Genomic DNA, 12,257 nt, shown 5'->3' with positions numbered 1-12,257 from the left:
TCGCTGCGCTCGGCCACCCTCCCCGAACCGGGAAGGGAGAATCCGCGATGATCCATACCCTCGCCCTTTCCGGCCTGACCGTCTCGCGCGGCGAGCGGCGGCTGTTCGACGGCCTGGACCTGACGCTGCGCGCCGGCGAGATCCTGACCCTGACGGGCGCAAACGGGGCGGGCAAGACCAGCCTGTTGCGCGCCATCGCCGGCCTGCTGCGGCCCGACGCAGGCGCGGTCGCCTTCCACGACGGCGACGGCAATCCGCTGGACGAGCGGCAGGCGCGCGGCCGAGAGACCCATTTTCTGGGCCATCTGGACGGGCTGAAGGGCGGACGCACGGCGCGCGAGGAACTGGGATTTCAGTGCGACTGGCTGGGCCACACCCAATATGGGGTCGATCACGCCGTTCAGGCCTTTGGCCTGGCCCCGCTGCTGGACCTCGAGGTGCGCCGTCTGTCCGCCGGCCAGCGTCGCCGCCTGGCCATGGGCCGGCTGGTCGGATCGCCCCGCGCCCTCTGGCTGCTGGACGAACCCATGGCGCCGCTGGACGCCCGCTGGCGCACGGCCTTGGCCGAACAGATGCAGCGCCACCTGGACGCCGACGGCCTGATCGTCGCCGCCGTCCACGATCCCCTGCCCCTGCCCGCGCGCAGCCTGGACCTGGGAGGCCTGGCATGAGCCGTCCGCCTGCGCGGGATCAGGAGCCGCGTCCCCCCGGCCTGCGCGGCGCCACCCGCGTCCTGCTGGAGCGCGAGTTGGACCTGGCCTGGGGCGGGGGCGGGGGTCCGCTTCTGGCCTGCGGCTTCTTCGCCTGTCTGACCGCCCTGCTGCCGCTGGCGGCGGGCGGCGATCCGCGCACCCTGGCCCCGGTGGCGGGCGGCGTCGCCTGGCTGGCCCTGGCGCTGGCGTCCCTCTTGTCGCTGGAGCGTTTGTTCGAGCGCGATCTGGAGGACGGCGCCCTGGACCTGCTGGCGCTCGGCCATCTGGCGCTGGAGCAGGTGGTGCTGATCAAGGCCCTGTCCCAGTGGATCGCCATCGGCCTGCCCCTGGCCCTGACCGCCCCCGTCGCCGCCCTGGCCCTGGGCCTGCCGGCGTCGCTGACGCCTCTGGTCGCCCTGACCGCCCTGATCGGCGGGGCGGGTTTCGCCTTCACCGGGGCCCTGGGCGCGGCCCTGGCGCTGGGGGCCAGGCGCGGCGGCCTGCTGATCGCGGTGGTGGTCCTGCCCCTGTTCATCCCGCCCGTGGTCTTCGGCGCGGGGGCCCTGGAGCGCGCCGCCTCGGGCCAGCCTGTCGGCCCGGCCCTGGCCCTGCTTTGCGCCTATGTCCTGTTCGCCGCCGTCGTCGCCCCCTTCGCCGGGGCCGCCGCCGTTCGCAACGCGCAAGGGTGAGCTTGCCCGCCGCCCCTTCGCCGCGTAAGCGCTGAACCGATGTTCGGCCTGTCCAATCCGCAGCGCTTCATGGCCTTCACCGGCCCGTTGACGCCCGTCCTGTGGGGGCTCGCCGCCGTTCTGCTGTGTGTCGGCGTCTGGCTCAGCTTCTCCGTCCCGGCCGATTACCAGCAGGGCGACACGGTGCGGATCATGTTCGTCCATGTCCCCGCCGCCACCTGGGGCCTGGGGGCCTATGCGGCGCTGGGCGTCTCCAGCTTCTTCGCCCTGGTCTTCCGTCACGCCCTGGCCGACGCCGCCGCTCGCGCCGCCGCCCTGCCCGGCGCGGCCTTCACGGGCTTGGCCCTGATCACCGGCTCCTTGTGGGGACAGCCGATGTGGGGGACATGGTGGGTGTGGGACGCGCGACTGACCAGCGTCCTGGTGCTGTTCCTCTTCTATCTGGGCTATATGGCGCTCAGGGCCTCCATCGACGACGAGCAGAAGGCCGGACGCGCCGCCGCCGTCCTGGGCCTGGTCGGTCTGATCAACCTGCCGATCGTCAAATTCTCGGTCGATTGGTGGAACACCCTGCACCAGCCCGCCAGCTTTCTGACCCCCGGTTCGTCGGGGCTGGACCCCGTCTATCTGCCGCCCTTCCTGACCATGCTGGCGGCCTATGGGACCCTGTTCCTGGCCCTGTGGCTGACGGCGATCCGCACCGAAATCCGCCGCCGCCGCGTCATGACCCTGCGCGCCCGTCTGGCCCAGGAAGCTTAAGGAGCCAGGCGTAGATGCTCGATCTCGACATGACCCCCTACGCCGCCTTCGTCTGGCCCGCCTGGGGGATCAGCGCCCTGGTCCTGGCCGCCCTGACCGTCCGCGCCTTCGCCGCCGCCCGCAAATGGAAGCGCGAACTGGCCAGACTGGAAGCGGCCGACAACAAGACCGATGGCCCTCAAGCAGCGCGAAGCGCGATAGGGCCAAAAGAAAACGGGCTTCGCCCGTGAGTCGCTGGCTGGCCCTTCTGCCTCTGGCGGTCCTGGCGGCGCTGGCCGCCCTGTTCATCGGCTGGTCGCTGAAGCGCGACCCCGCCTTCAAGCCCGACGCCCTGGTCGGCCAGACCCTCCCCGAGACCGTCCTGCCCCTGCTGTCGGGCGATCAGGCAGGGCCGGGACATCTGGACCTCAAGACCGCCGGCGTGGGCAGGCCGATGCTGGTCAACGTCTTCGCCTCCTGGTGCGCGCCCTGCCGGATCGAACACCCCAAACTGCTGGCGTTGAAGGCGCGCGGGATCGCCGTCGTCGGCGTCGCCTACAAGGACGAACCGGTCGCCGCGCGCGCCTTCCTGGACGAGATGGGCGATCCCTATGCGATGGTTCTGGTGGACCGGGAGGGCCGGGCGGGCCTGGACCTGGGTATTTCGGGCGTGCCCGAGACCTTCGCCGTCGACGCCCTGGGGCGGATCACCGCCAAACAGTCCGGCCCCCTGCTGGACGACGCCGACATCGAGCGTCTGGTCGCCTCGATGCAGGCCCCGGCCCGTCCCGCGCCGACCCGGCGATGAGGCGCCGTTAACCCTTTTTCGAGGGATTGCGTTAACCATGCCGGCATGAGCGCGATTCGCCCCGGCCTGCCGTTGAACACGCCCGCCCAGGGCCTCGATCTGCCCAGTGCGCGCAACGCACAGGCGGCCTTCTTCCGCGCCGCCCTGAACCAGACCGCAGCCCCTCAGTCCGCCCCCGCTCCGGCGCCGGCCGCGGCCGTCATGTCCGCGATCCGCACCGCCACGCCCGCCCGGCCGGTCCAGGCGCCCGCCGCCCCGCCCCCGCGCGAGGAGCCGCGGATCATGCGCCCCGGCTCCTATCTCGACATCCGCGTCTGATCAGTTCCAGCCCCGGCTGGCGATATACTGCTGCAGCATCTCGATGCGCGTCGCATCCGACGGGTGGGTCGAGGCGAATTGCGGCGTCTGGGTCTGGCGCTGCGCCGCCATCAGCCGCCACAGGGCCACAGCCTGCGACGGCCTGAACCCGGCCCCGGCCATATAGTCCACGCCCAGCCGATCCGCCTCCAGCTCGTCGCGCCGCGAATAGGGCAGCAGCAGCCCATACTGCGCCGCCAGCCCGCCATAGGCGTTCACCGCGTCGCCATAGCGCCCGGCCGCGCCGCCGACCGCCGCCAGGCCGATGCTGGTCGCCGTCTGGCTGGACGCCCGCTCGGCCGCGTGGTTGGCGACGACGTGGCCGATCTCATGGCCGATCACGCTGGCCAGCTGATCGTCGTTCTGAACCAGGGCCAACAGGCTGGTCGTCACCCCGATCTGGCCGGACGGCAGGACGAAGGCGTTGGGGCTGGCCTCGGTGAAGACCGCATAGTCCCAGGTCCGGTTCCCCAGACCCGCCGCCTGCACCAGCCGGTCGCCGACGCGCCGGATGCGATCCACCTGGGCGCCGGTCGTCTTCACGCCCGGCTTGGCGATGGCCTCGCGCCACGCCGCCGACGACTGCTGCGACAGGGCCGCATTGTCCACCAGCAGAAACTGATTGCGTCCCAGCGCCTCGTTATAGGCGCAGGCCGACAGGGCCGAGGCCGCCACGGCGGCGATCAGGACGAGAGCGGAACGGCGGGGCGGAATCACGAGGCGGCCTCCTTTGGATATTGGCGCAACAGCCAAGCAAATCCCGCCCCCTCGGTCCAGGTTCCAGCTCGCCTGACCTCGGAATCGCCGACCCCGCTTCCGTCGTCATCGCGTCTGGCCCAAACGCAAAAACGGGCCTGACCGACTGGCCAGACCCGTTTTTATTTGCGTCCCGACATGGAGCGGGCGAGGCGATTCGAACGCCCGACCCCAACCTTGGCAAGGTTGTGCTCTACCCCTGAGCTACGCCCGCAATCCGTAAGGCGCTACGTGTGCGCCCCGTCGAGGAGGGGGCGTATAGCGGAGGGTTGAACGATCCTGCAAGCTCTTTTTTCGGCTATCTCGCTTCGCGCGACCTGAGCCGGATCGGCCCCTGGACCGCCGCCTCTGAAACACCCTACCGCTCGCCGCCCGAGCGCCTTCGCGCTCAAGCAGCGAGCCGCCGGGCGGCCAGCGATAGCGCCCTCAAAAAGTCAGCGCGGCGCCAGTCTGATGGCCCCGTCCAGGCGAATGCATTCGCCGTTGATATAGACGTTGCGCGCCAGCTCCAGCACCAGCGAGGCATAGTCGGCGGGCGTGCCCAGGCGGCTGGGGAAGGGGATGGCGGCGGCCAGGCTGTCCTGAACCTTCTGATCCATGCCCGCCATCATCGGCGTCCACATGATGCCGGGCAGGATGGTGTTGCAGCGCACCCCTTCCTGGGCCAGATCGCGCGCGATGGGCAGGGTCATCGCATAGACGCCGCCCTTGGACGCTGAATAGGCCGCCTGGCCGATCTGGCCGTCCTGGGCCGCCACCGAGGCGGTGTTGATGATCAGGCCGCGCTCGCCGTCCGCCATCGGCGCCAGCGCCACCATGCCCGCCGCCGACTGCGACAGGACGCGGAAGGTGCCGAACAGATTGACCCGCACGGTCCGCTCGAACTGGGCCATGTCGTGGGCCTTGATCTCGCCGGTGTCCTTCTTGCGCGAGACGGTCTTCTGGCCGGTGGCGATGCCGGCGCAGTTGACGGTCAGCCGTTCCTGGCCGTGGGCGGCGCGGGCCTTTTCGAAAGCGGCGGCGACCGAGGCGTCGTCGGTCACGTCGACCTGGCAGAAGACGCCGCCGATCTCGGCCGCGACGGCCTCGCCCTTTTCGGCGTTCAGGTCGAACAGGGCGACCTTGGCCCCGGTGGCGGCGATGGCGCGGGCCGTGCCCTCGCCCAGCCCGGACGCCCCGCCCGTGACCACTGCGGCGATACTGCTGTCGAGTTTCATCCTGATCGTTCCTATATTGCGTTGAACCTGAGTTTCGTTTGAGGATTTAGCGGCCATGACCGCCAAAGCCAAACCCGCCGATCCGTCCGACGCCCTGGACCCGAACAAGGCGCTCGTCCCGTCCGTGGTCAAGGTCAACGAGGTGCGCGTGACCAAGGGCTTCTGGCCCAAGATCCGGCGCACGGCCGCCCGCATCCCCTTCGCGGACCAGGCCCTGGCGGCCTGGTATTCGGCGCGCGATCCCGAAACGCCGCTGGCTGCCAAGGGGATGATCTTCGCCGGCCTGGCCTATTTCATCATGCCCGTGGACGCCATTCCCGACATCTTCGCGGGCATCGGCTACACCGACGACGCGGCCGTGATCACCGCCGTCCTGGCCATGGTCGGCGCCAACATCAAACGCCGCCATCGCGACCAGGCCGAAGAGGCGCTGGAGCGGCTGAAGGCCAAATAGGCGGCTCCATTACTGTCCGTCATCCTCGCCCTGGTGGCGAGGATCCCTACGCCCGGCGCCTCAGAAGGGTGCGCCGTCGTCGGATACCGGGCGTATGGATTCCTGGGACAGGCCCTGGGATGACGAAAACGGGCGGGTGGCGGCCCTCAGCTCTCCACAGTCACCACGATCTTGCCCAGGGCCTGACGGTCGCCCAGGGCCTGGATCGCCTCGCCGGCCTTTTCCAGCGGGAAGGTTTTGGACACGCGCGGTTTGATCTTGCCGTCGGCGTAGAACTGCATCAGCTCGGCCATATTGGCGGCGTGACCCTGGGGATCGCGCGCGACGGCCGCGCCCCAGAAGACGCCGATCACCGACACGGACTTCAGCAGGGTCAGGTTCAGCGGCAGGGACGGAATGCCCGCCGGGAAGCCGACCACCAGATACCGCCCGTTCCAGTCCATGGCCCGCAGCGCCGGATCGGCGTAGTCGCCGCCCACCGCGTCATAGACCACGTCCGCCCCGTCGCGGCCGGTCGCCAGCTTGAACTCGCCCGACAGCTCCTTCTGCGCCGCCCTGTCCATCGGGCCGGACGGATAGATCAGGCCGTTGTCGGCCCCCAGGTCCAGGGCGAACTGCACCTTGTCGTTGGTCGAGGCGGCGGCGACCACGCGCGCGCCCATGGCCTTGCCCAGTTCCACGGCGGCGGCGCCGACGCCGCCCGCGGCGCCCAGCACCAGCAGGGTCTCGCCCGGTTGCAGGTTCGCCCGGTCCTTCAACGCATAATAGCTGGTGCCATAGGTCATGATCAGGGCCGCCGCCTCCTGGAAGCTCATGGCCTCGGGGATGGGGATGACCGTCTCGGCCCGCACCGCCAGCCGTTCGACCAGGCCGCCCCAGCCGGGCACGGCGATGACGCGGTCGCCCTTGCGCACGCCCTTGACGCCCTCGCCCACCGCCTCGACCACGCCCGCCACCTCGGCGCCGGGCGAGAAGGGGCGTTCCGGCCGGAACTGATACTTGTCCTCGATGATCAATGTGTCGGGATAGTTGATCCCCACCGCCTTGACCTCGATCACCACCTCGCCGGCCTTCGGCGTGGGATCGAGGACATCTTCCACCACCAGGGTTTCGGGACCGCCGGCGGCCTTGGACAGAACAGCGCGCATCAAGGTTTCCTTTCTTGGCCTACCGCGCTTCGCGCTGCTTGAGGCCGGTTGATGGCCTACCGCGCTTCGCGCTGCTTGAGGCCGTTGTTGATGGCCTACCGCGCTTCGCGCTGCTTGAGGCCGTTGGTCTATTGGACAAGCCGACATGGCGCGGCCTTCATCGCGACGCTAAAGAGCGCCACGCCCGTTTGAAAGAGGCGACCGCAACAAGGCTCAGGACAATCCCATGACCGCCCTCATCCTTCACGGCGGCGCCGGCGCCCGGCGCGAACGCAACTATGACGCCGAGGTCGTGCACATGCGCCAGGTGGTCGAGGCGATGAAACTCCGGCTGGACGCGGGCGACAGCGCCGTGGACGTGGCTGCGGCCGCCGTCGTCATGCTGGAGGATTCGGGGCTTTACGTCGCCGGCAAGGGCGCCTCGCCCAATCTGGCCGGCGCCTATGAGCTGGACGCCAGCATCATGGACGGATCGACCCGGCGCGCGGGCGCCGTCGCCGCCCTGCAGGGGTTCAGGAACCCGGTCGTCGCCGCCCGCGCGGTGATGGAGCGCACGCCCCACGTCATGCTGGTGGGCGAGGGCGCGGCCCTGTTCGCCCACGACCAGGGGCTGGAGCCGATCGCCGACGAGGCCGCCTGGTTCACCAGCGCCGGCCAGGGCGAGGACAATCATCCGCCCGGCGCCCTCAGCCACGGCACCGTCGGCTGCTGCGTGCTGGACAGCCAGGGGCGTCTGGCCGCCGCCACCTCCACCGCCGGGGTGTTCGGCAAGATGCCGGGCCGGGTCGGCGACACCCCCATCCCCGCCGCCGGAACCTGGGCCGACGACCGGGCCGCCGCCTCCTGCACCGGCCAGGGCGAATATTTCATCCGCGTCGCCGCCGCCGCCCAGGCCGCCTGGCGCGTCGCCGCCGGCCAGACCCTGTCCGACGCGACCCATGCCGTGATCGACCAGATCGGACAGCTTGACGGCGAAGGCCGGGGCGGCGACGGGGGCATGATCGCCCTGGACGCCGCCGGCAACATCGCCGCCCCCTTCAACAGCCAGGGCATGAAACACGCCTGGCTGACCCCCGAGGGCGAGATCGGCGTGCGCGTCTTCCCCGACTGATCGGGGTCGGCCGTTTCATTACATCTCGGTAGTGCAAGACGCACAATCACTGTTAGGGTTCCTGCGCCCGGCGTTCCGGGCTTGGGAGCCTCGTATGAATTTCCGCCTGACCGCCACGCTCAAGGTCGGGGCCGCCGCCTCGGCCCTCCTCCTGGGCCTCGCCGCCCCTGCCTTCGCCGACAGCGCGCCCGCCCCTGCAGCTGTCCAGACGCCGCAGGGCGTGACCGTGCCCCCGCTGGGCTTCGCCAGGCGCGTCCTGCCCAATGGGCTGGAGGTCTATACGGCGCTCGATACGGCCGCCTCCAACGTGACGGTCCAGGTCTGGTACAAGGTCGGCTCCAAGGACGATCCGGCCGGCCGGTCCGGTTTCGCCCACCTGTTCGAACACCTGATGTTCAAGTCCACCCGGAACCTGCCGCCCGAGACCTTCGACCGGCTGACCGAGGACGTGGGCGGCTCCAACAACGCCTTCACCGCCGACGACACCACCGCCTATTTCGAGACCGTGCCCGCCAACCACCTGGAGCGGATGCTGTTCGCAGAGGCCGATCGCATGGGCTCGCTGGTCGTGGACGAACCCACCTTCGTCGCCGAGCGCGACGTGGTGAAGGAAGAATATCGCCAGCGCATCCTGGCCAACCCCTACGGCCGTCTGTTCGGCCTGTTCGTGCCCGAGACCATCTATCAGGACAGCCCCTATCGCCGCCCGGGCATCGGCTCGATCGAGGAGCTGGAGGCGTCGTCGCTGGACGACGTGCGCCGCTTCCACGCCACCTATTATCGGCCCGACAACGCCTATCTGATCGTGGCGGGCAATTTCGACCAGGCCCAGCTGGACCGCTGGGTCGATCAGTATTTCACCCCGCTGAAGAACCCGACCACGCCGATCCCGGCCAATCATGTGGTCGAGCCTGAGCCGACCGGGCCGCGCAACGTCGCCTATTATGCGCCGAACGTGCCCCTGCCGGCGGCGGTCATCGCCTGGCCGACGGTCAAATACGCCGACCCCGACCGCGCCGCCCTGACCGTGCTGGACGGCGTGCTGTCGACCGGCGAGTCCAGCCGCCTGTATCGTTCGCTGGTCTATGACAAGCAGATCGCGGCCCAGATCGGCTCCACCCCCGACTTCGCCCAACAGGCCGGCAATCTGTCGGCCCTGGCCATCATGGCCCAGGGTCACACGGCCGAAGAGGGCGTCGCCGCCCTGAACGAAGAGATCGCCAAGCTGCGCGATGCGCCGATCACCGCCGAGGAGCTGTCCGAGGCCAAGAACGAGATCGTCGCCAACACCCTGCGCAGCCGCGAGACGGTGGACGACCGCGCCACCGCCCTGGGCTTCTCGCTGATCAACACCGGATCGGCCGCCGCCGCCGATCAGGAGGTGGCCCAGATCCAGGCCGTCACCATCGCCGACGTCCAGCGCGTCGCCCGCAAATATCTGACGCCGCAACGCCAGTCGACGATCACCTTCCTGGCCGCCGACGACAAGAACCCGGCCTCGGTGCAGAAGATGAACGTGGACGCACCGGTCAAGGTCGCCGACCTGGCGCCCGCCGGCGAACCCGCCGTCCTGCTGCCCGAGGCGGAACGCGCCCGCCTGCCCCAGCCGGGACCCGAGGTCGCCCCCGCCACCCCGGCCGTCGCCGACTTCCGCCTGTCCAACGGCCTGCGCGTCCTGGTCGCCCCGACCAACGGCCTGCCGCTGATCTCGGCCCGCCTCAGCTTCAAGGCCGGGTCGTCCGACGATCCGGCGGGCAAGGCCGGGGTCGCCGCCCTGACCGCCTCCCTGCTGACCCAGGGCACCAAAACGAAAACGGCGCCCGAAATCGCCACCCAGATCGAACAGCTGGGCGCCGCGGTCGGCGCGGCGGCCGGCGTGGACTTCTCCAACGTCTACGCCAACGCCCCGGCCAACGCCTTCCCCGCGACCGTCGCCCTGATGGCCGATCTGGTGAAGAACCCCGCCTTCGCCGGCGAGGAGCTGGAGCGCCAGCAGGCCCAGACGCTGGACGGCCTGCGCGTCGCCCTCAGCCAGCCGGCCGCCATCGCCGGCATGACCGTGGGCCGCGTCATCTATGGCGACGCCCCCTATGGCGCGCCGGGAACGGGCACGCCCCAGACGGTGCCGACCATCACCCCGGCCGACGTCGCCGCCTTCCACGCCGCCCGCTATCGCCCATCGGACGCGACGCTGGTCTTCTCGGGCGACATCACCCCCGACGCCGCCCGCGCCCTGGCGCAGCAGGCGTTCGGCGACTGGCGTCCCAGCGGCGCCGCCCCGACCGCCGCCGCCCATCCGGCCGGTCAGGCCCTGGCGCCGCGCATCGTCGTGGTGAACCAGCCGGGCGCCGGTCAGGCCGCCGTGGTCGCCGCCGTGCGCGGCGTCGCCCGCACCGACGCGGACTTCTTCCCCCTGACCCTGGGCAACAGCCTGTTGGGCGGCGGCTTCTCGTCGCGGCTGAATCAGGAAATCCGCATCAAGCGCGGCCTGTCCTACGGCGCCTCGTCGTCGCTGGGCGCGCGGGCCGATGCGGGGGTCTTCACCGCCTCGACCCAGACCAAGAACGAGACCGCCGACGAGGTCGCGGACCTGATCCTGGCCGAGATCGCCAAGCTGGGAACAGACACCCCGACCCAGGCCGACCTGGCCCCGCGCCGCGCCACCCTGATCGGCGGCTTCGGCCGCTCGCTGGAGACGGTGGACGGTCTGGGCGCGCTGGTCGCCAATCTGGCGCTCTATGATCTGCCGATGAGCGACCTGGCCGACTACGCCGGCCGCGTCCGCGCCGTCACGCCCGACCAGGTCCAGGCCGCCTTTGCCGAACACCTGCCGGCCAATCGCGCCAGTCTGGTGATCGTCGGCGACGGCTCCAAATTCCTGGACGATCTGCGCGCCAAACACCCCAACCTGGAAGTCATCGAGGCCGGCGCCCTGAACCTGAACACCGGCGCGCTGAAGTAGGGCGCGTCAGACGCCAAGTGCAAACAAATCTCCCTCCCCCTGCGGGGGAGGGTGGTCGCGCAGCGACCGGGTGGGAGCGGCCCCCAAGGCCGCACACCCTAAGGCCAGCAGGTCCGTGAGGGGGCGTCCGCCGCCCCCACCCGACCTCGCTACGCTCGGCCACCCTCCCCGTCTCGGGGAGGGAGAGGCGCCGTTGATCGCCAGCCATCGCATGGCGGCAGCCGAAACATCGTCTTTTCAACGCCTTGCCGACCGGCAGCGTCTTTCAGCCATACGCGGTCCGAACCGGAAGTATGATCTCCCCCGGTCTTTGACATCGCGATCCCAAACGTTTCGGACGTTCTCCAGCACCCGAGGTTCACGCCGACCCCGTCAAATTGCACAGGTGCAATTCCGCCTTGTAGTTTTCTATTCTTTTACAGAAGCTTGGAAAACCAATTGCACCCCATTGCACCAATTTCGCGGGTGCAATTCGGCCCTCAGACCGCCAGACACACCACCTGGGCCACGCGCAGGTCGCGTCTCAGCATATTCGACACCTGGCCATAGTCTTCGGTCGTCACCGCCGGACCTCGCGCCGCCTCCGCCCGGGTCTGTTCGCCCCGGATCGCGCGGCCGAAGGTCTCGGGCGCGGTCGTATAGATGCGGCCCCGGCGTGGCGCCTCGGCGATAGTCACGCCCACCACGCGACCCTGCGAATCCAGCGCCGGCGCCCCCGACAGGCCCGACAGCGTCCCCTCCAGCCCGTCGGTGCGCCCGACCTCGGCCCAGGCCAGAACCGGCTCCTCGCGCGCGCCGCGTCCGAACACCTTCAGCGTCTCGCGGCCCAGCAGGCGCGACGTCACCTCGCCCGGCCGCCCCTGGGGAAAGCCGGGGTGGAACGCCCGTTGTCCTTTTCTCAGCGGATCGCGCACCGCCACGGGCAGGGCCGCCGGCCCGCCGTCGGTGATCAGAAGCGCCACGTCCGCGCGCGGCGCCAGCCGCACGTCGGCGGCCACCGCCCGGCCCGGCCCCACCACCAGCGCCGGCTTGCGACAGCCCTCGACCACATGGCGCGCGGTGATCCAGCGTCCGCGCCCGGCGATGGAGAAGGCGGTGCCCGCCGAAGGCTGGAACGGCGTCTCGCCCGCGTCGATGGTCACGGCCGTATCGAACGGCGTGATCGGCCCCAGCAGCGGCCCCTCCTCGCCATCGGTCGCCGTCAGCGCGGGCGGCGCGTCGGCGTTCTCGCGCCGGCCCAGCGACACGGCCAGGAGGACGGCCGCCACCGCCCCGTAGATGGCCCAGTCCGGCAGACGCGGAAACTGCATGACGTCGCCCGGCCG

13 protein-coding genes and 1 tRNA gene are annotated in these 12,257 nt (G+C 70.4%); 9 read left to right on the top strand and 5 right to left on the bottom strand.

Annotation, left to right across the window (positions count from 1 at the left end):
* Positions 1–47: 47 nt before the first annotated feature.
* From ccmA to P0Y50_05130, 6 genes are read left to right on the top strand one after another with little or no spacing between them, the layout of a single operon-like run.
* Entirely contained in the window at positions 48–671 is a 624-nt protein-coding gene (ccmA, locus tag P0Y50_05155; protein WEK40998.1) for a heme ABC exporter ATP-binding protein CcmA, read from the top strand.
* On the top strand, positions 668–1,381 hold the full coding sequence (ccmB, locus tag P0Y50_05150) for a heme exporter protein CcmB (protein WEK40997.1): 714 nt from the start codon (positions 668–670) through the stop codon (positions 1,379–1,381). Before ccmA ends, ccmB begins: the two co-directional genes overlap by 4 nt.
* 39 nt (positions 1,382–1,420) lie before the next feature.
* Positions 1,421–2,140, top strand: a complete 720-nt coding sequence (locus P0Y50_05145; protein ID WEK40996.1) for a heme ABC transporter permease — start codon at positions 1,421–1,423, stop codon at positions 2,138–2,140.
* A gap of 14 nt (positions 2,141–2,154) precedes the next feature.
* Positions 2,155–2,370, top strand: a complete 216-nt coding sequence (ccmD, locus tag P0Y50_05140; protein ID WEK40995.1) for a heme exporter protein CcmD — start codon at positions 2,155–2,157, stop codon at positions 2,368–2,370.
* Positions 2,367–2,927 carry a DsbE family thiol:disulfide interchange protein gene (locus P0Y50_05135; GenBank protein WEK40994.1) on the top strand — a complete coding sequence of 187 codons (561 nt, stop codon included), beginning with the start codon at positions 2,367–2,369 and terminating at the stop codon, positions 2,925–2,927. Before ccmD ends, P0Y50_05135 begins: the two co-directional genes overlap by 4 nt.
* 45 nt (positions 2,928–2,972) lie before the next feature.
* Positions 2,973–3,245 carry a hypothetical protein gene (locus P0Y50_05130; GenBank protein WEK40993.1) on the top strand — a complete coding sequence of 91 codons (273 nt, stop codon included), beginning with the start codon at positions 2,973–2,975 and terminating at the stop codon, positions 3,243–3,245.
* On the opposite strand, the gene P0Y50_05125 is transcribed toward P0Y50_05130, so the two are convergent.
* The 3 genes from P0Y50_05125 to P0Y50_05115 form a co-directional block, all read right to left on the bottom strand.
* Entirely contained in the window at positions 3,246–4,001 is a 756-nt protein-coding gene (locus tag P0Y50_05125; protein ID WEK40992.1) for a M48 family metallopeptidase, read from the bottom strand.
* Between the two features lie 178 nt (positions 4,002–4,179).
* Positions 4,180–4,254, bottom strand: a tRNA-Gly gene (locus tag P0Y50_05120).
* A gap of 220 nt (positions 4,255–4,474) precedes the next feature.
* Complete coding sequence (locus P0Y50_05115) at positions 4,475–5,257, bottom strand: SDR family oxidoreductase (protein WEK40991.1); 783 nt, start codon at positions 5,255–5,257, stop codon at positions 4,475–4,477.
* 55 nt (positions 5,258–5,312) lie between these two features.
* On the opposite strand from P0Y50_05115, the gene P0Y50_05110 reads away from it, so the two are divergent.
* Complete coding sequence (locus P0Y50_05110) at positions 5,313–5,711, top strand: YkvA family protein (GenBank protein WEK40990.1); 399 nt, start codon at positions 5,313–5,315, stop codon at positions 5,709–5,711.
* Positions 5,712–5,857: 146 nt separating this feature from the next.
* Here the strand turns inward: P0Y50_05110 and P0Y50_05105 are convergent, their stop codons facing one another.
* Positions 5,858–6,859: an NADPH:quinone oxidoreductase family protein gene (locus P0Y50_05105; protein WEK40989.1), complete on the bottom strand. Its 1,002-nt coding sequence runs from the start codon at positions 6,857–6,859 to the stop codon at positions 5,858–5,860.
* Positions 6,860–7,085: 226 nt separating this feature from the next.
* Here P0Y50_05105 and P0Y50_05100 point away from each other — a divergent pair, with 226 nt between their 5' ends.
* Both P0Y50_05100 and P0Y50_05095 read left to right on the top strand, forming a co-directional pair.
* Positions 7,086–7,970: an isoaspartyl peptidase/L-asparaginase gene (locus tag P0Y50_05100; protein ID WEK40988.1), complete on the top strand. Its 885-nt coding sequence runs from the start codon at positions 7,086–7,088 to the stop codon at positions 7,968–7,970.
* Between the two features lie 94 nt (positions 7,971–8,064).
* Positions 8,065–10,932, top strand: a complete 2,868-nt coding sequence (locus P0Y50_05095; protein ID WEK40987.1) for a pitrilysin family protein — start codon at positions 8,065–8,067, stop codon at positions 10,930–10,932.
* A gap of 479 nt (positions 10,933–11,411) precedes the next feature.
* Here the strand turns inward: P0Y50_05095 and P0Y50_05090 are convergent, their stop codons facing one another.
* On the bottom strand, positions 11,412–12,242 hold the full coding sequence (locus tag P0Y50_05090; protein WEK40986.1) for a serine protease: 831 nt from the start codon (positions 12,240–12,242) through the stop codon (positions 11,412–11,414).
* Positions 12,243–12,257: the final 15 nt, after the last annotated feature.

This window comes from Candidatus Brevundimonas colombiensis, assembly GCA_029202665.1.
Lineage (GTDB): Bacteria > Pseudomonadota > Alphaproteobacteria > Caulobacterales > Caulobacteraceae > Brevundimonas > Brevundimonas colombiensis.
Note: the sequence above shows the minus strand (reverse complement) of the source record. Positions and strands in the feature narration are given on the sequence as shown.